Source organism: Mesorhizobium sp. C264A, from assembly GCF_040324515.1.
Classification (GTDB): domain Bacteria; phylum Pseudomonadota; class Alphaproteobacteria; order Rhizobiales; family Rhizobiaceae; genus Mesorhizobium.
On sequence record NZ_JAMYVY010000001.1, the window covers coordinates 3,167,115 to 3,192,085 of the forward strand.

General features: G+C 63.1%; 25 protein-coding genes. 14 read left to right on the forward strand and 11 right to left on the reverse strand.

All coding sequences use genetic code 11. From position 1 onward, the window contains the following. Window positions 1–106 precede the first annotated feature (106 nt). The 3 genes from NKL04_RS15710 (at window position 107) to NKL04_RS15720 (ending at window position 3,412) form a co-directional block, all read left to right on the forward strand. On the forward strand, window positions 107–2,254 hold the full coding sequence (locus NKL04_RS15710) for a S9 family peptidase (RefSeq protein ID WP_023702201.1): 2,148 nt from the start codon (window positions 107–109) through the stop codon (window positions 2,252–2,254). After that, on the forward strand, window positions 2,251–2,877 hold the full coding sequence (locus NKL04_RS15715) for a LysE family translocator (RefSeq protein WP_023702202.1): 627 nt from the start codon (window positions 2,251–2,253) through the stop codon (window positions 2,875–2,877). Before NKL04_RS15710 ends, NKL04_RS15715 begins: the two co-directional genes overlap by 4 nt. Before the next feature lie 145 nt (window positions 2,878–3,022). Then, window positions 3,023–3,412, forward strand: coding sequence for an SET domain-containing protein (locus tag NKL04_RS15720; RefSeq protein ID WP_023673684.1), 390 nt, complete (start codon window positions 3,023–3,025; stop codon window positions 3,410–3,412). 20 nt (window positions 3,413–3,432) lie between these two features. On the opposite strand, the gene NKL04_RS15725 is transcribed toward NKL04_RS15720, so the two are convergent. The 4 genes from NKL04_RS15725 to NKL04_RS15740 all read right to left on the reverse strand — a co-directional run bounded on the left by NKL04_RS15725 (window position 3,433) and on the right by NKL04_RS15740 (window position 6,576). Continuing rightward, window positions 3,433–4,383 carry a cytochrome c gene (locus NKL04_RS15725; RefSeq protein ID WP_023702203.1) on the reverse strand — a complete coding sequence of 317 codons (951 nt, stop codon included), beginning with the start codon at window positions 4,381–4,383 and terminating at the stop codon, window positions 3,433–3,435. Between the two features lie 9 nt (window positions 4,384–4,392). Next, complete coding sequence (locus NKL04_RS15730; protein ID WP_023684552.1) at window positions 4,393–4,830, reverse strand: c-type cytochrome; 438 nt, start codon at window positions 4,828–4,830, stop codon at window positions 4,393–4,395. A gap of 159 nt (window positions 4,831–4,989) precedes the next feature. Beyond that, entirely contained in the window at window positions 4,990–5,592 is a 603-nt protein-coding gene (locus NKL04_RS15735) for a superoxide dismutase (protein ID WP_023702204.1), read from the reverse strand. Between the two features lie 105 nt (window positions 5,593–5,697). Next, a complete protein-coding gene (locus NKL04_RS15740; protein ID WP_023673688.1) occupies window positions 5,698–6,576 on the reverse strand; it encodes a branched-chain amino acid aminotransferase in 879 nt (292 codons plus the stop codon). A 167-nt stretch (window positions 6,577–6,743) separates the two neighbouring features. On the opposite strand from NKL04_RS15740, the gene NKL04_RS15745 reads away from it, so the two are divergent. The 10 genes from NKL04_RS15745 to NKL04_RS15785 all read left to right on the forward strand — a co-directional run bounded on the left by NKL04_RS15745 (window position 6,744) and on the right by NKL04_RS15785 (window position 17,581). Then, entirely contained in the window at window positions 6,744–7,406 is a 663-nt protein-coding gene (locus tag NKL04_RS15745; RefSeq protein WP_023702205.1) for a haloacid dehalogenase type II, read from the forward strand. A 174-nt stretch (window positions 7,407–7,580) separates the two neighbouring features. Then, window positions 7,581–8,390 carry a L,D-transpeptidase gene (locus tag NKL04_RS15750; RefSeq protein ID WP_023692792.1) on the forward strand — a complete coding sequence of 270 codons (810 nt, stop codon included), beginning with the start codon at window positions 7,581–7,583 and terminating at the stop codon, window positions 8,388–8,390. A 290-nt stretch (window positions 8,391–8,680) separates the two neighbouring features. After that, the gene (locus tag NKL04_RS15755) at window positions 8,681–8,881 is read left to right on the forward strand and encodes a hypothetical protein (RefSeq protein WP_023702206.1); all 201 of its coding nucleotides are present in this window, start codon (window positions 8,681–8,683) and stop codon (window positions 8,879–8,881) included. An 806-nt stretch (window positions 8,882–9,687) separates the two neighbouring features. Further along, window positions 9,688–10,623: a helix-turn-helix domain-containing protein gene (locus NKL04_RS15760; RefSeq protein WP_023752755.1), complete on the forward strand. Its 936-nt coding sequence runs from the start codon at window positions 9,688–9,690 to the stop codon at window positions 10,621–10,623. A gap of 233 nt (window positions 10,624–10,856) precedes the next feature. Beyond that, complete coding sequence (locus tag NKL04_RS15765; protein ID WP_023687221.1) at window positions 10,857–11,276, forward strand: hypothetical protein; 420 nt, start codon at window positions 10,857–10,859, stop codon at window positions 11,274–11,276. A gap of 1 nt (window position 11,277) precedes the next feature. Further along, window positions 11,278–12,183, forward strand: a complete 906-nt coding sequence (locus NKL04_RS32100; RefSeq protein ID WP_198029326.1) for a hypothetical protein — start codon at window positions 11,278–11,280, stop codon at window positions 12,181–12,183. Between the two features lie 76 nt (window positions 12,184–12,259). After that, the gene (locus tag NKL04_RS15770; RefSeq protein WP_502903345.1) at window positions 12,260–15,814 is read left to right on the forward strand and encodes a YadA-like family protein; all 3,555 of its coding nucleotides are present in this window, start codon (window positions 12,260–12,262) and stop codon (window positions 15,812–15,814) included. A 9-nt stretch (window positions 15,815–15,823) separates the two neighbouring features. Next, window positions 15,824–16,399: an invasion associated locus B family protein gene (locus NKL04_RS15775; protein ID WP_023702209.1), complete on the forward strand. Its 576-nt coding sequence runs from the start codon at window positions 15,824–15,826 to the stop codon at window positions 16,397–16,399. 13 nt (window positions 16,400–16,412) lie between these two features. Beyond that, the gene (locus NKL04_RS15780) at window positions 16,413–17,108 is read left to right on the forward strand and encodes a hypothetical protein (RefSeq protein WP_023702210.1); all 696 of its coding nucleotides are present in this window, start codon (window positions 16,413–16,415) and stop codon (window positions 17,106–17,108) included. After that, window positions 17,105–17,581, forward strand: a complete 477-nt coding sequence (locus NKL04_RS15785; RefSeq protein ID WP_023687219.1) for a DUF4189 domain-containing protein — start codon at window positions 17,105–17,107, stop codon at window positions 17,579–17,581. The genes NKL04_RS15780 and NKL04_RS15785 overlap by 4 nt, the downstream gene beginning before the upstream one ends. Window positions 17,582–17,585: 4 nt before the next feature. On the opposite strand, the gene NKL04_RS15790 is transcribed toward NKL04_RS15785, so the two are convergent. From NKL04_RS15790 to NKL04_RS15820, 7 genes are all read right to left on the reverse strand, one after another. Further along, on the reverse strand, window positions 17,586–18,455 hold the full coding sequence (locus NKL04_RS15790) for an aldose 1-epimerase (RefSeq protein WP_023702211.1): 870 nt from the start codon (window positions 18,453–18,455) through the stop codon (window positions 17,586–17,588). Window positions 18,456–18,458: 3 nt separating this feature from the next. After that, the gene (locus NKL04_RS15795) at window positions 18,459–19,214 is read right to left on the reverse strand and encodes an SDR family oxidoreductase (RefSeq protein ID WP_023747504.1); all 756 of its coding nucleotides are present in this window, start codon (window positions 19,212–19,214) and stop codon (window positions 18,459–18,461) included. A gap of 12 nt (window positions 19,215–19,226) precedes the next feature. After that, entirely contained in the window at window positions 19,227–19,958 is a 732-nt protein-coding gene (locus tag NKL04_RS15800; RefSeq protein ID WP_023702212.1) for an ATP-binding cassette domain-containing protein, read from the reverse strand. 3 nt (window positions 19,959–19,961) lie between these two features. Then, on the reverse strand, window positions 19,962–20,939 hold the full coding sequence (locus tag NKL04_RS15805; protein WP_023702213.1) for an ABC transporter permease: 978 nt from the start codon (window positions 20,937–20,939) through the stop codon (window positions 19,962–19,964). A gap of 87 nt (window positions 20,940–21,026) precedes the next feature. After that, complete coding sequence (locus tag NKL04_RS15810; protein WP_023692778.1) at window positions 21,027–22,004, reverse strand: sugar ABC transporter substrate-binding protein; 978 nt, start codon at window positions 22,002–22,004, stop codon at window positions 21,027–21,029. A 23-nt stretch (window positions 22,005–22,027) separates the two neighbouring features. Next, entirely contained in the window at window positions 22,028–23,230 is a 1,203-nt protein-coding gene (locus NKL04_RS15815; RefSeq protein ID WP_023702214.1) for a mandelate racemase/muconate lactonizing enzyme family protein, read from the reverse strand. Between the two features lies 1 nt (window position 23,231). After that, entirely contained in the window at window positions 23,232–23,951 is a 720-nt protein-coding gene (locus tag NKL04_RS15820; RefSeq protein ID WP_023702215.1) for a FadR/GntR family transcriptional regulator, read from the reverse strand. Between the two features lie 104 nt (window positions 23,952–24,055). Between NKL04_RS15820 and NKL04_RS15825 the strand changes: the two genes are divergently transcribed. Further along, window positions 24,056–24,955 (forward strand): SMP-30/gluconolactonase/LRE family protein, encoded by a 900-nt coding sequence (locus NKL04_RS15825; protein WP_023702216.1) that lies wholly within the window; start codon window positions 24,056–24,058, stop codon window positions 24,953–24,955. Window positions 24,956–24,971 lie beyond the last annotated feature (16 nt).

Below are 24,971 nucleotides of genomic sequence, written 5' to 3' on the forward strand. Positions count from 1 at the left end.
TTTGGCTCATCTCCCGAGCCCGCCGCAACCAATACATCCCGGCCCTTGAACCCGCGCTGATCGGCGTGTTCATTTGCCATTCAAGTAATTTCTTCAGTGAGACGCAATGACCAAGACCTCAGCTTTTCCGACCGCCAGCCCGCCGAGCCCCGAGAAACACCCCGTCTTCGACACGCATCACGGCATTACCCGCACAGATGACTATGCCTGGCTGAGGGCCGAGAACTGGCAGGCGATGTTCAGGGACCCTTCCCTGCTTGAGGGCCGCATCCGCGCCCATCTCGAAGCCGAAAACGCCTATCAAGCAGTGCTTATGGCCGATACGCTAGAGCTTCGGAAGCAGTTGTTCGGCGAGATGAAGGGGCGCATCAAGGAAGACGATTCCACGGTGCCGATGAAGGATGGCCCCTATGCTTACGGCTCATCCTTCAAGCTTGGCGGCGAACAGCCCCGCTATTTCCGCATGCCGCGCGATGGCGGCGATGAGCAGATCCTGCTCGATGGCGACGCGGAAGCCGAGGGCAAGCCCTATTTCCGCCTCGGCGGCGTCGACCATTCGGCCGATCACCGCAAGCTGTTGTGGGCGTTCGACGACAAGGGCTCTGAATTCTTCACACTTCGCGTGCGCGATCTCACCAGCGGCAAGGAACTGAGCGACCAGATCGAGGCCACCAGTGGTGGCGGCGTCTGGAATGCCGCCGATGACGGCTTCTTCTACACAAGGCTCGACGACAATCATCGCCCGTCCAAGGTGCTGTTCCACGCGCTCGGCGGCAGCCCCCTTAATGACCGGCTGATTTATGAGGAAACCGATCCCGGCTTCTTCATGGATGTCGGCGGCACGCGCTCCAACGAATGGATCATGATCGGGATCAACGACCACGAAACCTCGGAATATCACCTGATGCGCGCCGATGAGCCTTTCGCCGAGCCAAAGCTGGTGGCAAAGCGCGAGACCGGCCTGCAATATGATCTGGAAGAAGGCGGCGACATCTTCTTCATCCTCACCAATGCCGACGGCGCCAAGGACTTCAAGATCATGACGGCGCCGGCTGATGACCCGGTTCGCGCCAACTGGGAAGAGCTGGTGGCGCACGAGCCAGGCCGGCTGATCCTGTCGGTGGTCGGCTTCAGGGATCATATGGTCAGGCTCGAACGCAAGGAAGGGCTGCCGCGCATCGTCGTTCGCGATCGCCGCAGCGGCGAGGAGCATCTGATCTCGTTCGACGAAGAGGCGTTCTCGCTCGGCCTGTCGGGGTCCTATGAATACGACACCGAGATCATGCGCTTCACCTATTCGTCGATGACGACCCCGGCGCAGGTCTTCGACTACAATATGCGCAGCCGCGAGCGTGTGCTGCTGAAGACCCAGGAAGTGCCGTCCGGTCACAATCCGGATCATTATGTCACGCGCCGGCTGATGGCGCCGGCCGCCGATGGCGAACTGGTGCCGGTCTCGCTGCTGCACCACCGCGACACGCCGCTCGATGGCTCCGCACCGTGCCTGCTTTACGGCTACGGCTCTTACGGCATTGCCATTCCGGCGGCGTTCAACACCAACTGGTTCTCGCTGGTCGACCGTGGCTTTGTCTTTGCCATCGCCCATGTCCGCGGCGGCAAGGACAAGGGCTATGGCTGGTATGACGACGGCAAGCGGGCGCACAAGATGAACACGTTCACCGATTTCATCGCCGTCGCGCAGCATCTCGTCGCCGAGCGTTACACCCAACACGACCGCATCGTCGCGCAAGGCGGCTCGGCCGGCGGCATGCTGATGGGTGCGATCGCCAACATGGCGCCGCATAGTTTCGGCGCCATCGTTGCCGAGGTTCCCTTTGTCGACGTGCTGACCACGATGCTCGACGCAAGCTTGCCGCTGACGCCACCGGAGTGGCCGGAATGGGGCAACCCGATCGCGTCGGCGGAAGATTACCAAACGATCGCCGCCTACTCACCCTATGACAATGTCGCCGATCACGACTACCCGCCGATACTGGCGCTGGCCGGCCTCACCGATCCGCGCGTCACCTATTGGGAGCCGGCCAAATGGGTGGCGCGGCTGCGCGAGCGCAAGAGCGGCGACAATCCGGTGCTGTTCAAGATCAACATGGATTCCGGCCATGCCGGCGCCTCCGGCCGCTTTTCAAGGCTGGAGGAGATCGCCTATACCTACTCCTTCGCGCTCAAGGTTACGGCCAAGCCCGAACCCGAGGTTACGGGCAAGGCTGAGAATGCAACGGAGGCGTCGCAATGATCGATCTATCCACCTTGACGGCTTACATAGCGGTTGTGCTTGGCTTTGTGTTTATTCCAGGCCCAGCCACGCTTTTGACGGTCACGCGAGCGACGAGTTCCGGAACCAGGGTCGGCGTCGCGACGGGCGCGGGCGTCGCGGCTGGCGATGTGTTCCATACCATCATGGCGATGGTCGGCATTTCGGCGATCATCGCCACTTCGGCAACGCTGTTCAGCGTCGTAAAATATATCGGCGCGGCGTATCTCGTTTACCTCGGCATCCGCGCAATCATCGAGAGAATACCGGCCGACCCTACTGCCGGCGCACTCGCGATCTCCGCCAGCAAGGCGTTTCGTCAAGCTGTCCTGACCGAAGTGCTTAACCCAAAGACGGCGCTTTTCTTCCTCGCCTTCCTGCCCCAGTTCGTGCGGCCTGAAAACGGATCGGTGATGCTCCAGCTGATGACGCTGGGCATAATCTTTGTTCTGCTCGGCCTTTTCAGCACAGTCGTCTTTGCCGTGAGTGCGGGCCGGCTCGGCACGTTCCTGCGCCGCAATCCGTCGGTGGTGAAATGGCAAGGCAAGGTGGTTGGCGGCATCTACTGCGCGTTAGGCGTTCGTCTGGCCTTGCAGCAGCGCTGATGTCGAAGCGAAAAGCGCGCCCGTCGAGGCGCGCCGGTCGTCACCTTTTGAATTCCGGGCTGCTCATTTTCACTCGCATTTGCAATGGCTGCGCGCTACCCATGCGCGCCACCTTCCAGACCATGACATACGCAAAGGGGCCACTATGTTGCTCGTCGACACCTATCTCGAGAAATCACCGATCCAGGGCATCGGGGTTTTCGCCAGGAACCACATTGCCAAGGGCACGCTGGTCTGGAAGCTCGACCCCAGATTCGACCGGATCATCGACGTCGAGACCTATGAAGGCGAGAGCGGCCCGGTGAAGAACTATCTCGACCGTTATTCCTATCCAGACCGCCGGGATCCGAACTACATCGTCTTCGAAGCCGACGACGCCCGCTACATGAACCATGACGACGAACCGAATTGCGATGTCTCCTCGCCCGAGGAAACCTATGCCTTGCGCGACATCGCACCCGGCGAGGAACTGACCTGCAATTACAGCCATTTCTTCGAGACGGGCTTCGACTTCCTCGGCGATCGCCACCTGTAGATCGCCACCTGTAGCCGGGATCACTTGGCCGGCTTGCTGCGCACCGGGTAGCCGTTGGGATGCGGCGGCACCGCCTTGAGATAGGCGGCTATTGCCGCGCGATCTCCCGGCGGCAGTTCGGCCATGTTGCGCTGCACGTCGACCATGGCGCCGCCTACCGAGTCGAAATCGGGGGTAAAACCGGTTTCGAGATAGTTGGCGATGTCGGCTTCCGACCAGTCACCGAGCCCGCCCTCGCCCGATGTGATGTTCGGCACGACGCCGCTGCCTTCGGCTGCCGCCGCGCCAGCCAGCCACTGGCTCTTCCTAGTGGCGCCGGTGAAGTCGCGCGGCGTGTGGCATTCGCCGCAATGGCCAGGCCCCTCGACCAGATAGCGGCCGGCGAGTACCGGATCAGGCGTGCCATCGGCAAAGGCAATCACCGGCTCCTTGCTGAGATAGAGCCGCTTCCACAGGCCGAGGCCGCGGCGGATGTTGAAGGGGAAACTCAGGGAATTGTCGGGTGCCTTGCCGGCGACCGCCGGCAGCGTCTTCAGGAACGCATAGAGATCGGCAATATCAGCCGGCTTCATGCGGGCGTAGGATGCGTAGGGGAAGGCCGGATAGAAATGCTCGCCCGACGGCGACACGCCCTTCAGCATGGCGTTGGCAAGGTCCTCGACCGTCCAGGCGCCGATGCCGTCCTTGGGATCCTGCGAGATGTTGGGCGGCACGAAGGTGCCGAACGGCGTCTTGAGCTCGAGGCCGCCGACCAGTTGCAAACGGGCGTCACCCTGCGAGCCTGGCTTGGCGTGACAGGAGGTGCAGCCGCCGGCATTGAAAATGCGCTTGCCCCTGGCGGCGTCGCCGGGGCCGAGCTGCGCCAGGGTGTCAGTGTCGAGCTTGACCGGCGCCGACAACAGCCAGCCGGCGCCGGCACCGACGACACCCAGGACAAGGGCGGCGCCGACAAATTTTTTCCACAAGGGCATTGACCGGGATCAGCTCTTCTTCACCCGATAGGTCTTGTGGCAGGTGCCGCAATCACTGCCGAGCGTATCGATCTGCGCCTTCAGCGCATCGACATCGGCGGGTGCGGCGGCGACTGCGGCCTTGACGTCGGCGAGGTACTTGTCTTCGGTCGATTTGAAGCCCGCCATGTCTTTCCAGATTTTGGGCGAGGCGGTGGTATCACCGCTGTCGCTGCCGGCCGGGAACAGCGTGTCGACATCGAACTTTTCCGCGTTGACCTGCAGCGCCTGCAGCGCCGTCAGCACGGCGGCGGCATCGAAGTCCGCTTCGCCCTTGGCGATCTTCGACAGGCCGCCGACAATCTTGCCGCGTTCCTTCATCAGTCCCTGTCGGTCGAGGATCGGGTCGGCAAAAGCCGCCGAGGCGGCGAGGCTGAGCATAGAGATGGCGATAACAAGCTTTCTCATTCAATTGGCTCCAGGATGATGAGGGGGTCGCGACCTAACGTTAACGGAGGGCGGGCCGGGATTATTCCCTGTCCGCCGGCCGGATTCTGCCGAATTTCCGTGTACCTCCTGTTTCAGCAAAAAAAGAAAAGCCCCGATGCCGGGGCTTCTCTGGGTCGATCAGGCTTTCGCCTCTTCGTACATTTCAAGGACATGGTCCCAGTTGATGAGGCTGTCGACGAAGGCCTCGAGATATTTCGGCCGCGCGTTGCGGTAGTCGATGTAATAGGAATGTTCCCAGACATCGACGCCGAGGATCGGCGATGCGCCATGGACGAGCGGGTTCTCGCCGTTCGGCGTCTTGGATATCGCCAGCTTGCCGTCCTTGACCGAGACCCAGGCCCAGCCCGAACCGAACTGCGTGGTGCCGGCGGCGATGAAGTCGGCCTTGAACTTGTCGTAGCCGCCGAGGTCGGCGTCGAAAGCCTTCTGTAGGGCGCCCGGAAGCTTGTTGCCGCCGCCGCCCTTCTTCATCCACTTCCAGAAATGGATGTGGTTGTAGTGCTGGGCTGCGTTGTTGAAGAGGCCGGCATTCTTGCCGAACGACTGCTTGACCACCTCTTCGACCGACAGATCGCCAAGGCCCACTTCGGCGGCCAGCTTGTTGCCGTTGTCGACATAAGCCTTGTGGTGCTTGTCGTGGTGATACTCCAGCGTCTCCTTCGACATGTAAGGCTGCAAGGCCTCGTAGTCGTAGGGCAAGGCGGGCAATTCAAAAGCCATCGGTCATACTCCTCATGGAAAAATCCGGTGCGGATACCGGATTAAGATAGGGCTGCATTGATCTGGAACAACTCCGGAATGAAGCGCCAATTGCCTTTTAGCGGCTCAACCGGCGGAAGTCGAATGCGCCCATTCCCAATAGAGGTCGCGCGCTTTCTTGGCCACCGGCCCGGGCTGCAGATCGCGGTCCTCGATGCGGGTGATCGGCACGACCTTGGAATGATTTCCGGTCGAAAATATCTCGTCGGCTTCGAGAAAGTCGCGCACCGACAGCATCTTCTCCGTGGTCTTGAAGCCGTAATCGCCAAGCAGCGTCATGGTGCGCGAGCGGGTGATGCCGGACAGGAAGGTGCCGTTGGGCGCCGGCGTCAACACGTGGCTGTCCTTGACCAGGAAGATGTTCGAGGTTCCGGTCTCGGCGACATTGCCCAGCATGTCCAGCACCAGCGCATTGTCGAAGCCGCGTCCCTTGGCTTCGAGAATGGCGCGGCCATTGTTGGGATAGAGGCAGCCGGCCTTGGCATTGGTCGGCATGGTCTCGATGGTCGGCCGCCGGAACGGCGACACGGTGATCGAAAAGCCGGTCGGCGAGATCATCGGCGATTCGTAGAGGCAGAGGCAGAAACGGGTCGAGGCCGGATCGGCCGGCACGCCCATATAGCCGCCATGCTCGGCCCAGTACATCGGCCTGATGTAGACCGCTGTCTTGCCGTCGAACTTCTTCAGCCCGTCCCAGGTCAGGCCGACGATCTCATCGGCGCTCATCGACGGCGCGAGGCCGAGCGCGGTCGCCGATGCGTTCACCCTAGCGGCATGCAGCTCGAGATCGGGGGCGACGCCTTCGAACCAGCGGGCGCCGTCGAAGACGCTGGTGCCGAGCCACATGGCGTGGCTGCGCGGACCCAGAATGGCGACGTTGCCTTCGTACCAGTCGCCGTCGACGAAGGTCCATGTCGCCGATAGCGCCGCAGTCGCCAGTGTCATTGTTCGGTTCCGCTTCAAAGCTGCCTGTGCCAAGCATTGGAAGATGCTTTGACCGGCGCCGTCAACCGGCATGGAGCGGTTTTTGTTGAGGCCAGAGCGCCCAACAAAGCGATCAAGACTACAATCGATGCTTGCACCTTGCGCCGCCTGCCCTCAAAACTGTCGCCATGCATTACGCGGCTTACGTTTTCGACGCCTATGGCACGTTGTTCGACGTGCACGCAGCCGTGCGCCGTCATGACGGCGAGATCGGCCCCGACGGCCCGCTGCTTTCGGAAATCTGGCGCGCCAAGCAGCTGGAATATTCCTGGGTGCGCACGCTGATGGGCGGCTATGCCGATTTCTGGCAGCTCACCGAACAGGCGCTCGATTTCGCCCTGCTCAAGGTTCCCTCCGCCGACAAGGGACTGAAGGCCAAGCTGCTCGAAGCCTATTGGCGGCTCGACTGCTATCCGGAAGTGCCGGCCGTGCTCAAGGCGCTGAAAGCATCCGGCGCCAAGCTCGCAATCCTGTCCAACGGCTCGCCCGAGATGCTGGAAGCGGCGGTCAAGTCGGCCGCCCTCGACCAGGTGCTGGACGATATCTTTTCGGTCGACGCCGTCAGGCGCTTCAAGACCGACCCGTCGACCTACGACATGGTGGCGACGGGCTGGCGGCTCTATCCGGGCGCCGTCTCGTTCCAGTCGTCCAACCGCTGGGACATCGCCGGCGCCACCAAATTCGGCTTTCGCACCGTGTGGATCAACCGCGCCAACCAGCCCGAGGAATACCGGGATTTCCCGCCGGCGCTGATCCTGCCGTCGCTTGACGGCCTGCTGACCGGCGGCTGATCACTCTGTTGCCTTCGAGCAACAGTGGCAGAGCGGTCACAGCTTCGCCTTTGTTTGTCCACCCTCAGGCCAGAATCGGAACCGCCTATCGCGTCAGGCATTGGGAGAGGCCGACCACTGCGCGCTTGAAGGCATTCACGCTTTCTTGCGATTCGAGACTTAAAAAAGGCAACCATGTTGAAGACCGAAATCGACCCCTATCGCCTGAGCCGTCGCGGCTTTCTGAATGCCGCAGCCCTTGGTGCCGCCTCGATTGCGGTCTCCGCCTGCACCACCACCGGACCGGCACCGGCGCCGGTCGAACCGCCACCGCCGACCTATGACGAGCCGCCGCTCGGCGACTATGCGACGATGTACGGCCCGATTTCCGACAGCGGGTTCGAGCTCCCAGCGATCCCGATCAAGAAGATGGACCCGCAGTTCCTACGCCAGATTGTTCCCGATCCGACCGGCCAGCGGCCAGGCACCATCATCGTCGATACGACCAACCATTTCCTCTATCTGGTGCGCGAAGGCGGCCAAGCGATCCGTTACGGCGTCGGCCTCGGTCGCGCCGGCTTCGAATGGTCGGGAGACGCCGTCGTCCAGTGGAAGCAGAAATGGCCGAAATGGACGCCGCCCGATGAGATGGTCGCCCGCCAGCCTGAACTGGAAGAATACAGCGCCAAGAACGGCGGCATGCCCGGCGGCCTCAAGAACCCGCTCGGCGCCCGCGCGCTCTACCTGTTCCACGACAACGTCGACACGCTCTACCGCCTGCATGGCTCGCCGGAATGGAACTCGATCGGCAAATCCGTCTCGTCAGGCTGCGTGCGCCTGATAAATCAGGACATCATCGACCTCTACGACCGCGTGCCGTCGAAGAGCCCGGTTATCGTGACGTCCGACATCGGCCAGCCGATGGCGGCGAGCGCAAACCGCAGAGCCATCCCGATCGATGGCGGGGTGCCGGATGGCTCGGTCCTGCTCGGCCCGGTGACCTGATCGACTTCATCGATGCCATGAAGCGGCAGGTTCCGCTCCATGCGGCAAACCCCCGCCAGGATCCCGATAGCTTTACGCGAATGCCTGGGGTTCGCATCCAAGATATGCAATGCCGGCAACAGGAGGCCAAAAAAGACGTCCAGACGAACCATGGAGCCGCTGCAATCGGGGCGGCCATGCCCTGTCAATCTCGACGCTGCTGTGTTTCGTTACCGATTGATGTATATTAGACGGGAGTATGATTGCAGAGACATACATTTCATTAGATCATTGATGGCGGGGGAACGCCGATGGTGGGATTTGATTTCGATAGTCCGCCTGCCGACGGCGCCGAGGCCAACCTGTCGGCCGAATGCGAGCGCCAATTGCTGCCGCTCGTCCGCGGAATTGTCGAGGCGGCGGTTGCCGCCGGGTGGAGCCAGGAAGACGTTCTTCTGGCCATGGTCGAGCTGTGCTGGGATCTGTACGAGAAACGCCGAGGCAATCTTTAGCAGGCCTGCGTGAGCCGGATAATTCCGTAGCGCCGGCCAAGCCAGGCCATGTTTTTCTCGCGCAAACTTTTTTCTTCACCTACAATGTTTTTTCTATCCGCGGGATGCGCTACGCTGCCTTTGGGCAGGACTATGGGGGATACAAATTACCGTCCGGATTTCCGGGTTGGCTGTTTGAACGGCACGGAATTTCGATGGGCTGGCAAAGCGGCTGAGGCAAGGCTGAATGAAAAATGCGGGCGAGGTTCAGGAACGCAGCGCAGGCGCCGATCGGGTCGATCGGCACGCCCTCGACACAATCCCCGAAAATGCCGATCCCAGAAGAGCAACCATGCGGGGGAGCGGGACATGCTCTGTCCGCAGCCCTGGATCGCTCCCGGAGGGTCGCCATCGCCGAAGTCGCCTACCTCGCGGGATTTTCGGATCAAGGCCATTTGGCCACCGCCATGAAGAAGCACAAGGGAAAGAAGCCATGATTCGGGCGATAACTGCTGCTGGATCCCGTGACAATGACAGATAGTCGACCAGCTCTGGCAATGGCCGCGCGATCTATATTCGGAATACAATGCTGGATTGTGACGGCACACTATGCACAATAACTAGGCAAAATGGTAAGATAAGATCGGAAAATAGTCAGGTAGCCTTGGCTAAAAATTCAAACCTGTAAATTTATAGTCAAAATCCTGGTAAAATTTTCATTTGAGCTCAAATTCTTCTTTGCAATATAAAGCAGCATCTGTAGGATTCGAAGGAACGCCCAGGAGCAAACGTGAATTCTGGGCGCCTCGATATAGCACAGGATTGGATTGATCGGCGCAGCAGTGGCAGAGACGAAGATGCAACATAGAGGCAACGTCCAGGAAAGCGCCGGGACAGAGCGGCGGCGCGCGGATCGTCGCATCTTCGACGGAATTCCGGAAAGCGCGGGGCGCTACCTGGTCACGTTTCGAGGCGGCGCGGCTCATGTCGTTCATCGGCCGGGATCACACACATTCAAAGCGGCGGAACATTTCGCTTCGGTTCTGCTTGCCCCCTCACCAGGGATAGCGGCATCGCTGGGCAGCGACAAAGTCCACGAATACGACGGCGACGTCGGTATGATCATGGTCGTCCCAGCCGATCTCGGCGGCAAGGTGACCCGGTCATCCACCACGGAAAGCGCAATCGTGGCGCTCACCCCCGAGAGTCTCTTCGAGCTGGCAACGCGTGAATTCGACACCGGCCATGCCGAGCTTCAACCGCCGCCGTACGGGACCGTCGACTTCCAGGCGCTGCAACTCGCGCAGTTGCTAAAGGCGGAACTGACGGATCGGGAAACTCCAAACGACTTCTATGTCGATTCGTTGGTCACCATGTTCGGCGTCCATTTGCTTCGGAACTACGCAGGAGCGCGAAAGTTGCCACAAGCCCCAAAGGGCGGTCTGTCGAACCGCAGCGCCCGGCGGGTGCGGGAATTCCTGGAGGTAAATTTTTCCAGCAAGATCGCGGTGGCCGAGCTGGCCGCACTCTGTGGCCTGTCGCCGAGCCATTTCATCCTGGCATTCACCAAGACTTTTGGCGAGCCGCCGCACAAATACCTGCTGCGGCTGCGTCTCGATTTCGCCGAAAAACTTCTCATCGAGAGCGACCTGTCGATTGCGGAAGTCGCTCATCTCAGTGGATTCTCGGACCAGAGCCACTTGACAGTCACCATGTCCAGATACCGGAACAGAACCCCCAGGCAGGTGAAGCTGCAACGTTAACGCTTGTTGCGGCGCGCATGATTGTCCGTGGCGATACCTCGATTGATCTTCAGTATAGTCGAAGGTTGTGTGGCAGAGCAGTCACAGTCGTCGCGCAGGGACCAAATACCGGATTTTCCTACAAAGATTCCGGATTATTCCAAAATACCTGCACCGCGAATGTGCTCATGGTCGCGATGGAAGTCATTTGGGGCGGGGGAGCAACCAGATGATACAGCATGTCGGATTGTCCCATGGACATTCAATTCGCGGAAATCGAGGTCTTCGCGCCTAAGGCCGAAGCGGCCTGGGCTGCACTTCAACGCCAATACGCCAGCCGGATCAGCGCTGCGGAACTCGACCATCTCCTGGCCTGTTTCGTGCTTGGACTGACCTCTCCGGCTTGTGGTGAAGGCGATCCGGGATTTCATTTCGATCTCTGCCGCGCGCTGGTGGCGGTAAGCCTGCCGCCGGAACGGACGGAGGCTGCACTGCATACGGTTCCAGAACCGACGCAGCCATGGGTCGCGAGCGCCTATCAGCTGATTGAAAAACAAGGCGCGAAGGTCGGTCTCTCGTTGCGGGAGAAGACGCGCAATTTCGAAGATTTTTTGGCCACCGAGGCGAATGGTGCGGCACATCAGAGCGCCTCGGCAATTGCGAGGAAAAACTAGCATGACCAAACGCGTCGAGGGGCGGAGAAGGATCGAACTTTCTTCAAGCTTTGTCGGAAACTGGATCGCGGGCGCGGCCGACAGCCGCTCGGTGCGGCGCCGCCTGATGGCGGTGCTGCGCAACGCGTGCCGCGTGCTCGGCATGCGACGCAAATGTCTGGGGCTTGGCACGCTGGGCAGCGGCAGAATTGCGGCAGCGGCGCTGGGTGCAATCGCATTCGGGAGCATCGCCACCCCGGCGTCCGCGCAGTATGCCGCCGGCGGCGGCACCGCGACCGCCAGTGGCTCAGTCGCTATCGGCCCGGCCGCGACGGCCTCTCAGCTCAATGCTGTTGCGATCGGGACCCGGTCTGTCGGGTCAACGCAATACGCAGTGGCAATCGGCCAGGATGCGCAGGCCACAGGCACCGGCGGCGCGGTGGCGATCGGCGGCGGCGCGATTTCAAACAACATCAATACGGTAGCCATTGGCGTTCAGTCCGACGCCACTGCGGCCGGGGCCAGCGCACTGGGCACAAACTCCCACGCTTCGGGATCGAACTCCACCGCGGTCGGTGTCGGCGCCACGGCCAGCAACAATTATGCGTTCGCCACTGGCTACGGGTCGGTAGCCAGCGCCCAATACGCATACGCCATGGGCTATCAGTCCAGTGCTAGTGGCCTGCGCGGTATGGCGCTTGGATATCAAGCAACCCAGAGCGGAATCGATTCCCTTGCCCAAGGTACCAACGCCAATGCAGGCCGATATCAACTCTATCAATATCGGCGCGCGCACCGTTGCGGGGTCAGGGGCCTTGGCCCAAGGCGCCATCGCCCTTGGCACGGATGTCACAGCAAATCAGCAAAACGCCCTTGCCATTGGCGTCCTGACCAAAGCAACGGGAACGAACGCCGCAGCGGTGGGTAGAGGAGCCAGTGCATGGGGCAACCAGTCCATCGCATTCGGCACGGGCGCGCAGGCGGGCGTTCAGGCCAACACGGCTGTGCCCAACAGCATCGCGATCGGTACCAATTCGCTCTCTTCGGGCGCTTTCGCCACGGCGATGGGTGCTACCTCGGTTGCGAGTGGCTCCGCCAGCACAGCGATCGGCAACACGGCTGTCGCCAGCGGCGCGAACGCCTCCTCATTCGGGTCCGGCGCGAATGCGACGGGAGACAATTCTCTTGCCGCCGGTGTCAGCGCCGCCGCTAGCGGGATTGCCAGCACCGCGCTCGGCATCGGCTCCAAGGCCAGTGCCACCAACGCCGTGGCGATCGGTAATGCTGCGGTCGCCAATTCCGCCGACGCGGTTGCCATCGGCACGGCCGCGACGGCCACGGGCGGCAAGGCTGTCGCCATTGGCGCCGGCAACACGGCTTACGGCAACGGCGCGGTCTCCATCGGCGATCCGAGCTATGCCAGCGGCACCGGCGCCTTCACCGGCGGCGCCAACAACATCGCCAACAGCGACGGCACGGCAACCGCCACAGCCGCAAACCAGGCCGCAGGCGCGGTTGCCATCGGCAACAACAACAAGGCCGTCGGGCAAGGCTCCGTGGCGCTGGGCAATGGCTCGACGGCGGGTGCAGCCGGCCTTGCCGGCAATGTCGCGCTGGGCAACGGCGCGACGGCGACGGCAAGCTCCGGCGACGTAGCGCTCGGTTCGGGCTCGGTGACCGCGACGGCGGTCGGCACCAGCGGCGCGACGATCGGCGGCACGGCCTACAGCTTCGCCGGCACGACGCCGACGAGCACTGTCAGCGTCGGCGCGCTCGGCGCGGAGCGGACCATCACCAATGTCGCGGCGGGCCGGCTCAGCAACTCGTCGACCGACGCGATCAACGGCTCGCAGCTGTTTGCGACCAACCAGCAGGTGACGCAGAACACGGCGGCGATCGCCGCCAACACCGCCGACATCACCAATCTCGGCAACACGATCAACAGCATCAGCACCGGTGGCGGCATCAAGTATTTCCACGCCAATTCGACGGCGGCGGACTCGTCCGCAACGGGCACGGACTCCGTTGCTATCGGACCAGTCGCGACCGCGACGGGGACAAACGCCATCGCGGCCGGCACCAATTCGAGCGCCTCCGACGCCAACGCCTCGGCCTTCGGCAGCGGCGCCGTCGCATCGGCGCTTGACGCAACGGCGATGGGATACATCTCCAAGGCCTCGGGCCAATACAGCACCGCCGTCGGTGCCAACGCCAATGCCACAGCCACGTCCAGCACCGCGATCGGCCAGAACGCGTTTGCAACCGCCTTTCAAGCGACCGCTCTCGGCGTAGGAGCGAATGCCGGCGCCCAGAATGCAATCGCGCTGGGCGCCCTCGCCAATGCCAGCAACGCCGGCGACGTGGCGCTCGGCTCGGGCTCGGTAACCGCCGCGGCGGTCGGCACCGCCGGCACGACGATCGGCGGCGTCGCCTACAACTTCGCCGGCACGACGCCGGCAAGCACCGTCAGCGTCGGCGCGGTCGGCGCGGAACGCACCATCACCAATGTCGCGGCGGGCCGGCTCAGCAATTCGTCGACCGACGCGATCAACGGCTCGCAGCTCTTCGCCACCAACCAGCAGGTGACGCAGAATACGACCGACATCGCCGCCAACACCGCCGACATCACCAATCTCGGCAACACGATCAACAGCATCAGCACGGGCGGCGGCATCAAGTATTTCCACGCCAATTCGACGCTGGCGGATTCGCAGGCGCTGGGGACGGATTCCGTTGCCATCGGCCCGAATGCTGTGGCCAACAATGCCGGCGACGTGGCGATCGGCGCGAATGCGGTGTCGACCGCGACCACGGCGGTCGGCGGCACCACGATCGGCGGCGTTGCCTACACCTTCGCCGGCGCGACGCCCGCGGGTGCATTCTCGGTCGGCTCGGTGGGCGCCGAACGCCAGATCCAGAACGTCGCGGCCGGGCAGTTGAGCAACTCCTCGACCGATGCGGTCAACGGCTCGCAGCTGTTTGCGACCAACCAGCAGGTGACGCAGAACACCACCGATATCGCTGCCAATACTGCTGACATCACCAATCTCGGCAATTCGATCAGCAATATTACCGGCGACACCTCGCTGGCCTACACCGACGCCAATGGCGACGGCATACGCTATGTGCGCACCAACGACAGGACGCTTGCCGTCGCGGACTCCTTCGCGCAAGGGATCGGCTCTTCCGCCCTGGGCTACCAGGCGACCGCGAGCGCCGACAATACGCTGGCGCTCGGCCGCGACACCCAGGCCAGCGTCATCGGCGGCGTGGCGCTCGGCGCCGGCTCGGTTTCGGATCGGGCGGTCGCACCCGTATCGGGATCGATCCTCTCCGGCACCGGCCTCATTCCCTACAACACCGCGGACATGAGCCTGCTCGGCGCCGTCTCGGTCGGCACCTCCACCTCCTACCGCCAGATCATCAACGTGGCCGACGGCACGCAGGACCAGGACGCGGTCACGCTTCGCCAGTTGAAGGGCGCGCTGAGCTCGTTCGCGGTGACGGGGAGCCTGTACTTCCACGCCAATTCGACGGCCGCGGATTCGCTTGCGGTCGGCGTCGATTCGGTTGCGGTCGGTCCGCGCACCACCGTCAATGGCGACAACGGCATCGGCATCGGCAATGGCGCCATCGTGCAGCAGACGGCGCCGGGAGGCATCGCGATCGGCCAGAATTCGACGGTCAACCAGGCCGACAGCATCGCCCTCGGTACCAACGCGACCACCAACGGAGCGCAGGCGGTGGCGCTCGGCGCCGGCGCAAAGGCCAACGAGCCGGGCAGCGTCGCGCTCGGCGCGGGCTCGACGACGGCGGCGGCGGTCGCCACCACCGGCACCACGATCAACGGCGTTGCCTATACCTTCGCCGGAACAGCTCCGACGAGCACGGTCAGCGTCGGCACCGTCGGCAACGAGCGCACCGTCACCAATGTCGCGGCGGGCCGGATCAGCGGCACCTCCACCGACGCCATCAACGGCAGCCAGCTCTTCGCCACCAACCAGGCGGTCGAAGCCATGCAGGGTAGCGTCGGCGACCTGAATCAGTTCGCCGTCCAGTACGACAAGGATGGGAACGGCAACAAGTCCAACTCGATTACCCTTGCCGGCGGCGACCCGAACACGCCGGTGGTCATCCACAATGTCGGGCCGGGCGTTGCCAACACCGATGCGGTCAATGTTCAGCAGTTCAACAGCGGGTTAGCACTCAACCTGGACAATTCGAAGAACTACACCAACCAGGTGGCGGCCACCACGCTGCAGCAAGCCAATGCGTATGCGGACTCCAAACTCAGCCAGCTCAACATGGACATGGGAGAGGTCAGGGGCGAGGCGCGCCAGGCTGCGGCAATCGGCTTGGCGGCCGGCTCGCTGCGCTACGACGATCGTCCCGGCAAGCTGAGCGTGGCCGCCGGCGGAGGCTATTGGCGCGGTGAAGGCGCCCTGGCCTTCGGCGCCGGCTACACCAGCGAGGAAGGACGTGTTCGAGCGAACCTGTCCGGTACGACGGCAGGCGGACACTGGGGTGTCGGCGCGGGCGTCAGCCTTACGCTGAACTAGAGCCCGGCCATGATCAGGCAGGCAGTCCTTGCTGTCGCGATATTCATGACGTCAATGCTCCTGTCCGGCCCGTTAGCGGCCGGGCAGGAAGCAATCCCTTCCGGCTACAGGGTAAAACCTTCCGACGTAGCGATCCCTGCGGATGCGAAGCTTGGCGAATATCAACGGACCACCCGTCCGTTCGAGAACTGGACGCTGATCTGCGACGAGAACCTGAAGGCGCGCCAAAAGGTCTGCAATGTCACCCAGATCATCGAGGACCAGGCAGGACAGGTTGCGTTCAGCTGGTCGCTTGCCGCCACCAAGGAAGGCAACCCCTACATGATCTTGCGCGCCCCGCCGATCGCCAAGAGCGACGCTCCTGTCTCGCTGACGTTCGAGGGGCGCAAGGAGCCGATAAAAATTCAACTCGACGGATGCAATCAGGCCGTCTGCGTCGGCATGCTGCCGGTTGGTCCGATCATGCGCGAACAGATTTCGAAGGCCGCGGCATCCGTCATCTCCTTCCCGACCACGGATGGCAGGACGATCAACGTAACCGCGACCCTCAAGGGCTTGGCCGCGGCCGTTGCGGCGATCAATTGACGAGGCAATCGCGATGAACCAGCAATCGATCCATGACCGGATAATGTCCCGCAACCAGGGAAAGGATGCTGTCCGGGTCGGCATCGAAGACCGGAGCAGACCGCAACGAAACCGCGCGAGGACCGCTGTCTTCTCGTTGCTCGCCATTGCCGTCGTCGCCACGTCCGGCTTCGCGGCCATGCGCTACGACCTGCTCCACAATTTATTGCCGCAGCCGGCGGTCGCGGAGACCAACCAGCCCAATCCGGCCCTGGCCGAGACACCATTTCTGCAACACGCCAAAGAGGCAGGCTTGCAGTCTTGTTCCAACATTTTCCCAGCCCTTGGGCAGATGCTGACAACCGGCACGACGTACAGCGTCCAGTCGATCTGGAACAACGAGGCCCCCGACAAACACCTCGTGGAAGCCCTGGTCGGCATGAACTACGCCACACAGGGCTACAGCGGCCCGGCGGCAGGCCTGGTGTTCGCGGCACCCACCGCATCCGTTTGCGAAGGTACGATGGTCAGGGTGGCGCCATTCGCGGCCAATTGCGCCGATGTTCCGGCCCTGCTTCCGAAAGACAGCAAGCTCGCCAACAATCTTGGACAAATCAGCGTCTATGAACTGGCCAATGGAGGGGGCAACGCGATGCTGCTGCCAACCGGCAACAGCTGCGTCGTCATTTCCGTGGCCTCGGCAGCAGGTAAACAAGGAGGCGTACAATGAGGGTGAATTCCGCCATTGCGGCGATCGGTATGCTGTTGCTTTGCGCCGGACGGCTGGGCGCGGCGGACCTCGCCCCGGCGGCGGACGTGCCCGAGCCGCCGGCCCAGGAGGAGAGAGGCATCTGGGCGGCGATCGCCTATTCGAGCCCCGACGAGAAGCACGGCTTCTTTTGGGGCGCCGACAAGCGGCAGGAGGCGATGGACATCGCGCTGAAGCATTGCCAGAACGCCGGCGGCGGCAGCTGCGCCGTGGTCAGCGTATTCCGCAATCATCGCCATTGGGACGATGACGACAATACCGGCTTTCCCTACAAGCATTGCGGCGCCCTCGCCGTAGGCGAGAAGCCGGAAGGGCGGCTGACCAGTTGGGGCGCCGAGACGGCGCAAACACGCCGGGATGCCGAAGACCTGACACTGCAGGCGTGCGAGCGGAACGGACAAAAATGCAAGATCCGCGAGTGGGTGTGCACATGACGCATCAGAGCGAAGCAGCGGAACGCCAATCGAGGCGCATGTTTGCACTCAGTGTAGCGCCGTGCTCAAGCGGGGTCAGCCCTTTGCCGTGATGCGCATCGACGGTATGCGACACCGGCTCGAAGCAGAAGAAATCGGCATCCTGCGACGGCGAATAGAGGATGAAGACGTCGAGCAATGGCGAGGCGGTGAGCGAGATGGCGATCCTGTCCTCGGGCCGGGTGATCCTGGCGCGGCGGTCCCAGCCGTCGAAGGCGTTGTTGACCCAGCTTCGCGGCAACAGGGAGGCGTTCGAGAAATTCCACGCGGGGTAATCGGCCACCGGCGCCACGCCGACCGGCAGATGATGCTTGTCCTCCAGCCAGACCCGCGCCGCCTTCGCCTCGAGCGTCGTTCCGGCGCTGCGCGGGAACCACGGATGAAAGCCGAGCCCGTAAGGCAGGCGAATGCCGGTGCGATTCTCCACCGTGAGCGTGGCATCCAAGGCCCCGTCATGCAGCGCATAGGCGACCCGCGCCGTATATCGGTAGGGGCCGATTTCACCGGCGTCGAGGACCAGTTCTGCCTCGGTGGCGCTGTGGCTGGCAATCCGCCACTCCCTCTGGAAGCCGTCGCCATGGATTGGAAAGGCCTCCCCCGGCACGTTCGGCTCGATCGCATGGAAGCGGCCGTCGAAGGCGAAACCGCCGCCTGAGATGCGGTTCGACCAGGGAACCAGAAGCTGGCAGCCGGAGGCGCCGGTGCCATCGTCGGGGCGGAGCAGCGGCACCGTTGCGCCGCCGACCAGTGCATCGAAGCGGGCGATCGCCGCGCCCTTTTGCGGCGCCAGGACCAGACGGGCGCGGTCGTCGCGCAGTTCCAGGAGGCCGGCCATCCCTTACCAACCGCCGTCGATGGCGATATTTTGGCCGCTGATCATGTCCGAGGCGGGCGATGCGAGGAACAGTACGAGATCGGCAACGTGATGCGGCTCGATGCGCATCTTGAGCCCCTGGTTCTCCAGGATCCACTCGTTGTATTGCGCCAGCCGGTCGCCGAACACCCGCGCCTCGGCCTCCGAAACAACCGCGCCCGGGGACACGGCGTTGACCCGGACGCCGTGCGGCCCAAGCTCCCGCGCCAGCGATTTGGTCAGACCCAGCATCGCGCCCTTGGACGCGACATAGGGCACGTAGCCGTCCCAGCGGCCGTTGAGCGTGATGGAGCAGAAATTGACGATCTTGCCATAGGCCTTCGCCTTCATCGCCGGCGCGCAGGCCCGCGCCAAGGCGAAGGCGGCCGAAGAGTTGACACGGATCTGATCCTCATACTCGGTCAGCGAGAATTCTTCGAACGGCCGGTTGATGATCAGGGCAGCGTTGTTGATCAAGACGTCGATGCCCCCTTCCCTCGCCGCCAGCGCCGCCACCGTAGCCTCCGCCTCCGCAAGCCGGTTGAGGTCGCAGCCGACAAAGGCGACGTTGCCGCCTGTCTGCACGGCCATTTCCGAGGCAATCCCTGGCCCGTCTTCGCTATCGGGGCGATCGAGCACCAGCACGCGCGCGCCGGCCCGCGCCAGCGTCACCGCCTGGGCACGGCCGAGCGAGCCAAGGCCGCCGGTCAGAAGCACGACGCGATCGGCAAGGGCTTTCATTGCCGCCACCTCTTACAGAACGCCGTGGACTTCACCGATCGAGGTCTCCGCGACCCGCTTGTCCAGCACGATTTCGCCGCGCGCCATCGCCACGACGCGGTCGCAGCATTCGAAGACATGATGCATGTTGTGGCTGATGAAGACGCCGGTGATGCCTTGCTCTTTCAGGCCACGCACGAAGCCGATCACCTTCCTCGTCTCCTTGACGGAGAGATGGTTGGTCGGCTCGTCGAGGATCATCACCTTCGACTTGAAATGCATGGCCCGGGCGATGGCGACGCCCTGCCGCTGGCCGCCGGAAAGCTCGCCGACAAGGGCATCCGGCGAGCGCAGGTGCAGATCGACATTGGCAATCGCGCGGATGCTTTCGCTGGCCATCTTCTTCTGATCGAGCAAGCCGACGCCGAAGACCGAAAACCGGGTCGGCTCGCGGCCGATGAACAGGTTCCTGGCGATCGACATGGTCGGTACCATGGAATTGTACTGGTAGATCGTCTCGATGCCGAGATCCATCGCATCGCGCGGCTTGGCGATGCGGACAGTCCTGCCCTCGACCTTGATCTCGCCCTGGTCCGCCGTGTGGACGCCGGAGAGGATGTTGATGAGGGTCGATTTGCCGGCGCCATTGTCCCCGACCAGGCCAAGCGCCTCGCCCCGGGTGAAGTCGAGCGTCACCCCTTTCAGCGCATGGACGCCGGAATACCATTTGTGAAGGTTGTGCACGGAGATGATCGCGTCGGCCATCGCTCAATCCTCCATCTTGATGGCCTTGGCGCGCTTGCGCATCCAAGCATTGGCGACGACGGCGAATATGGTCAGGAAGCCGATGGCAAACTTGAACCAATTGGCGTCGACATGGCTGAGCACGAGGCCGTTGTCGATGACGCGGATAAGCGTCGTGCCGATGATGCCGCCCATCACGGTGCCGATACCGCCGGCGAGCGAAGCGCCGCCAATGACGGCGGACGCCACCGCCTGCAGTTCCATGCCCTCGCCGATCGAAGGCAAGGGCGAGCCCAGCCGCAGCACTTGCAGCATGCCGGCGAAGCCGGAGAGCATCGAACAGAGCATGAAACAGATGATCTTGACCCTGGTGGTCGGGATCCCCATCGCGGCGGCGGCCGGCGGGAAGCCGCCGGTGGCCTTGATCCAGTTGCCGAAATTGGTGCGCGAAAGCATCAGCGAGGTCAGCACCGCAATGCCGGCAAACCAGAGGAAGGACATGCGGAACATGTTGCCGGGGCCCACGAAGGATGTGAACAGCCAGTTCGGCAGGTCGGCAGGCAGCAGCGGCGGGAAGCCGCCCGAAACGACGACGGTGAGCGAGCGCGCCATGAACAGCATGCCGAGCGTGGTGATGAAGCTCGGTATGGCGAAGCGGATGGTGATGTAGCCGTTGATGAAGCCGATGGCGGCTGCGACAAGCAGTCCGGCGAGCAGCGCCAGCGGGAACGGGGCGTCGTGCACCATCAGCACCGCCATCGTCATCGGCATCAGCGCGAACACCGAGCCGACGGAGAGGTCGAACTCGCCACTGATCATCAGGATGGTGACGCCGATGGCAACAAGGCCGGCCTCCGGCAGGATGCCGAGAATGCCGCGAAGATTGTCCTGGTTGAGGAACACGCCATGCGAGCGGATCTGGAACACGATGATCAGCAGCAAGAGCAGGATCAGACCGGCCAGCTCCGGCTTTTCGAGATAGGTCTTGAACAGACGCTTCACGTCAGGCTCCAGGAATTCGAACTTCTGTTGAGGCATCGGCGGCGCGCGGGCGCCGCCGATGCAAAACCGCTCATCGGCGCTGCGCTGTCAGCGCATTCCCTGGGCGGAAAGCGCCATGATCGCATCGGCTTCGTTCGGCCGCACGATGCCCTGGCCGGTGTCGATGTCGGAAGGCGCCAGGCCGATCTTCTTGTTGAGATAGGCCTCCATCACCGGCATGAAGCCCTGCATGTAGGGCTGCTGGTCGACCAGCGCCTGCACGTAGCCCTTCTGCATCTGCTGCAGCACTTCGGGCACCAGGTCGAAACCGCCGAGCAGGACCTTGCCCGGCGCTACGCCGCGATCCTGCAGCACGCGGGCGACACCGGCGCACCAGAATCCGGTGTCGAAATAGGCGGTGGTGTCCGCATGGGCGTTGAGATAGGCGCCGACGCGGTCGGAGGTGACGGCAAGGTCGGTGCCGCTGTCGATGCGCTCCCACGACACATCGCGGTCGGCATGCGCGGCCTTGTATTCCTCAAGGAACTGCATCACGCCGGCGCCACGGCTCTCGGACCAGTTCTGGCCGGGCGCCGAGATGCCAACCAGCACCTTGATCGGGCCATCCTTCGGGAAGCTTTCGGATATAGCCTTGGCGAGCGAATAGCCCGCCGGCTTGAAGCCCTGCCCGACGAAGGCCTGGCGCGCATTGCCCTTGGCGCCTTCGGTGTCGTCGACATTGACGGCGATCACGAGCACGCCGGCATCGCGCGCCTCCTTGATGACGTCATCGAAAGCATGGTCGTCGACGATCGAGGTCAGCAGCGCGTCGGGCTTGGCGGCAAGGGCCGCGCGCATGTTGGCGACCTGCTGTTCGATCGAACCCTCGGTCTGGGTGAAGACCATGTTGCAGCTGGCCTCGACCTTGGCGCAGCCGTCGTCAAAACCCTTCTTCACCGCCTGCCAGAAGGTGTTCGATGCCGACGAATGGTGGGTGAAGACGATGTTCAACCCGTTGGCACGCGCGGCGGTCTGGGCGCCGAAGATAGCGACGCCAAGCAGAAGTGTTGCAGTCAGTTTTCTCATTTCAATTCCTCCCTTTGGATTTCCTAGATGTCGGTCTTGTCGGAGACGCGGCGCTGGACGGTGTAGGCCTTGCCGAGGTCGGGGTTGAGCGCCAGCCCCAGGCCCGGTCCAGGCGGCACGGTGATCATGCCGTTCTTCACTTCCGGCAGCGCCGTCACCAGGTCCCGGTACCAGGTGCGGTAGAAGGCGCGCACGCTCTCCTGCACCAGCGCATTGGGCGCATTGAGCGACAGATGCGTCGAGGCGGCGAGCACGACCGGACCGGTGCAGTCATGTGGCGCGACCGGCAGTCGCCAGGCCTCCGCCATCGCGGCGATCTTGCGCGCCTCCGACAGGCCGCCGCACCAGGAGATGTCGAGCATGACGATGCCGGCAGCCCCGGTTTCGAGCAGGTCGCGGAAGGCCCAGCGGCTGCCCAGTGTCTCGGAGGCCGAGATCGGCGCCGGGCTCACCGCCTCGTAGCGTTTCAAGTCACCGAGGCTGTCCATGCGGATCGGGTCCTCGTGCCAATAAGTGGCATAAGGTTTCAGCGCGCCGGCGATCTTCATGGCCGGCAAAAGCTGCCACATCGAATGGAACTCGACCATGATGTCGATCTTGTCGCCGACGGCGCGGCGGATCTTCTCGAACGGCTGCAGCGCCGATTTCAGGTCGGCCGCCGAGATGTCATTGCCACGCGTCTTTTCGGCGGCGTGATCGAACGGCCAGATCTTCATGGCAGTGATGCCGTCCTCGAGCAGTTCCTCGGCCAACTCGCCGGCGCGGTTGAGGAAGCCGTTGAGATCGTCGTAGTCGCGCCCGGCGCCGATGCCGTAATTGGCCGTCGTCTGGCCCTTGGCGTCCTTGATGTATTCGGTGCCGGCGCAGGTGTTGTAGGTGCGGATGGAGCGACGGCTGAAGCCACCCAGAAGCTGAGCGATCGGCTGGCCTGTGACCTTGCCGAAAATGTCCCACAGCGCGATGTCGAAGGCCGAATTTCCGCGCACCTCCGCGCCGCTGGAGCGGAAGCCGAGATAGCCGACAAGGTCGGCGGATAAAAGGTCGATCTCGAGCGGATCGCGGCCGATCACGCGTGGCGCGACATATTCGTGCAGATACGCTTCGACGGTGCGCGACAGGAAGAAGGTCTCGCCGAGCCCGGTGATGCCCTCGTCGGTATGGACCTCGACCCAGAGAAGGTTGGGCCGCTCCTCGATGCGAATGGTCTCGATCGCGGTGATCTTCATGTCAGGCGATTCCCGCGTCGAGGAGCGCCTTGACGCTCTTGTCGAAATGTTGCGCCATGTGCTCGACGGCGAGCCGCGGATCGCCCTTGAGGATCGCCTCGGCTATGTCCTCGTGCCCCTTGATCATCTTGAGCTGGTCTTCGCTGGAGGGGCGTGTCCGCCAGCCGATCACCCAGGTGCGGCGCGTGACCCCGCTGGAGGCGGTGACGATCAGCGAGAAGACCGGGTTGTGCGAGGCCGCCGCGATCGCCTCGTGAAAGGCGATGTCGTGCTCCATGACGATCTCAGGGTGCTGGAAATTCTCACGCATCAGCCTGGCGGATTGCGCGATTGCCGCGGCTTCCGCCTCGGTGCGGCGGAGCGCCGCCAGCGCCACGGTGCGCATCTCGATCGTGCGTCTGACATCATAGACCTGATGCACGCTGATCTGCTGCGTGGTGATGCCGTGCTCGATCACCATCGACATGGCGCCGGTGTCGAGCTTGGCGACGGTGGCGCGGCGCCCGGCGCTCATGTCGATCAGGCGCATTGCAGAAAGCGACCGGAACGCTTCGCGCACGACGGTTCGCGAGACATTGAGCTGGCGCGTCATGGCCGCTTCGCTGGGCAGCGGATCGCCGGCCGCAAGGCCCTCCGAGCGAATGTGCTGGGTGATCGCCTGGATCGCCGTGCTCACAAGGCCGGGATTCGGCTCAGCCGCTGTCTCCGTCGGATCCTGCATGTCTCTCCCTAAACCTGTATGACAGGTTGTTATTCAGTTGCTGATAATTCATCCGAAAGATATATGTCAAGCGTGTTCTGGATGCGCTGGTCTGGAGGAACCGCATGGACGATATGAACGCTGGCCTGCTCTTCGATGCGCGTGATGTCGTCGGCGAGAGCCTGATCTGGGACGACCGCTGCGACCGGCTGGTCTGGATCGACATTATCGGCCGCAGGATCCACAGACTGGATCCGCTGACCTCAGTTCACGAGTCCTGGGAGACACCCGATCTGGTCACCTCGATCGGCCTGCGCACCGATGGCGGCGCCATTGTCGGCCTCAGGAACGAGATTGCCTTGTGGGACTTCGGCGGGAAGTTCCGAACGATTGCGACGATCGAGCCGGACAGACCCGACATCCGGCTGAATGAAGGCGTCATCGCGCCCGATGGGTCATTCTGGGTCGGCACGATGGCCAACAACATCGGACCGGATGATGCGCCCGTCGCCATCACGCAGGAGGCCGGGCAGCTGTTTCGGGTTGCTCCCGACGGCCGCGTGACGCGCCTGTCCGACGACCGCTTTGGCATCACCAACACCATGGCATGGACACCGGACGGTCGCTTCATCACCGCTGACACAATGAAGAACGAACTCTACAGCTATGCTTGGGACAGGACCGCATCACGGCTTGAACACCGGCGCCGGTTTTTCGGGGCCTTCGAGCGGGGCCTGCCCGACGGCTCCTGCATGGACGCCGAAGGCTACATCTGGAACTGCCGGGTCGTCGGCGGCAGCTGCCTTGCTCGCATCGCGCAGGACGGCCGACTGGATCGGATCGTCGAACTACCCTGCTCCTGGCCGACAAGCTGCGCCTTTGGCGGCGCCAAACTCGATACGCTGTTCGTCACCTCGGCGCGCTTCACGATGACGGCGGAGCACCTTGACGCGCATCCGAACGAGGGCGGCGTTTTTGCGCTCCGGCCGGGAGAACGAGGCCGACCGAGCAACCGTTTTGGTTAGGTGCCCGCCATGCGGC

Bases quoted from the DNA above. Each gene is read 5' to 3' on its own strand.
- NKL04_RS15710 (WP_023702201.1), top strand. From the start codon at position 107: ATGACCAAGACCTCAGCTTTTCCGACCGCCAGCCCGCCGAGCCCCGAG.
- NKL04_RS15815 (WP_023702214.1), bottom strand. From the start codon at position 23,230: ATGAAGATCACCGCGATCGAGACCATTCGCATCGAGGAGCGGCCCAAC.
- NKL04_RS15750 (WP_023692792.1), top strand. From the start codon at position 7,581: ATGTTGAAGACCGAAATCGACCCCTATCGCCTGAGCCGTCGCGGCTTT.
- NKL04_RS15735 (WP_023702204.1), bottom strand. From the start codon at position 5,592: ATGGCTTTTGAATTGCCCGCCTTGCCCTACGACTACGAGGCCTTGCAG.
- NKL04_RS32100 (WP_198029326.1), top strand. From the start codon at position 11,278: ATGACCAAACGCGTCGAGGGGCGGAGAAGGATCGAACTTTCTTCAAGC.
- NKL04_RS15725 (WP_023702203.1), bottom strand. From the start codon at position 4,383: ATGCCCTTGTGGAAAAAATTTGTCGGCGCCGCCCTTGTCCTGGGTGTC.
- NKL04_RS15755 (WP_023702206.1), top strand. From the start codon at position 8,681: ATGGTGGGATTTGATTTCGATAGTCCGCCTGCCGACGGCGCCGAGGCC.
- NKL04_RS15780 (WP_023702210.1), top strand. From the start codon at position 16,413: ATGAACCAGCAATCGATCCATGACCGGATAATGTCCCGCAACCAGGGA.
- NKL04_RS15715 (WP_023702202.1), top strand. From the start codon at position 2,251: ATGATCGATCTATCCACCTTGACGGCTTACATAGCGGTTGTGCTTGGC.
- NKL04_RS15790 (WP_023702211.1), bottom strand. From the start codon at position 18,455: ATGGCCGGCCTCCTGGAACTGCGCGACGACCGCGCCCGTCTGGTCCTG.
- NKL04_RS15795 (WP_023747504.1), bottom strand. From the start codon at position 19,214: ATGAAAGCCCTTGCCGATCGCGTCGTGCTTCTGACCGGCGGCCTTGGC.
- NKL04_RS15740 (WP_023673688.1), bottom strand. From the start codon at position 6,576: ATGACACTGGCGACTGCGGCGCTATCGGCGACATGGACCTTCGTCGAC.
- NKL04_RS15820 (WP_023702215.1), bottom strand. From the start codon at position 23,951: ATGCAGGATCCGACGGAGACAGCGGCTGAGCCGAATCCCGGCCTTGTG.
- NKL04_RS15720 (WP_023673684.1), top strand. From the start codon at position 3,023: ATGTTGCTCGTCGACACCTATCTCGAGAAATCACCGATCCAGGGCATC.
- NKL04_RS15785 (WP_023687219.1), top strand. From the start codon at position 17,105: ATGAGGGTGAATTCCGCCATTGCGGCGATCGGTATGCTGTTGCTTTGC.
- NKL04_RS15810 (WP_023692778.1), bottom strand. From the start codon at position 22,004: ATGAGAAAACTGACTGCAACACTTCTGCTTGGCGTCGCTATCTTCGGC.
- NKL04_RS15730 (WP_023684552.1), bottom strand. From the start codon at position 4,830: ATGAGAAAGCTTGTTATCGCCATCTCTATGCTCAGCCTCGCCGCCTCG.
- NKL04_RS15800 (WP_023702212.1), bottom strand. From the start codon at position 19,958: ATGGCCGACGCGATCATCTCCGTGCACAACCTTCACAAATGGTATTCC.
- NKL04_RS15745 (WP_023702205.1), top strand. From the start codon at position 6,744: ATGCATTACGCGGCTTACGTTTTCGACGCCTATGGCACGTTGTTCGAC.
- NKL04_RS15825 (WP_023702216.1), top strand. From the start codon at position 24,056: ATGGACGATATGAACGCTGGCCTGCTCTTCGATGCGCGTGATGTCGTC.
- NKL04_RS15765 (WP_023687221.1), top strand. From the start codon at position 10,857: ATGGACATTCAATTCGCGGAAATCGAGGTCTTCGCGCCTAAGGCCGAA.
- NKL04_RS15775 (WP_023702209.1), top strand. From the start codon at position 15,824: ATGATCAGGCAGGCAGTCCTTGCTGTCGCGATATTCATGACGTCAATG.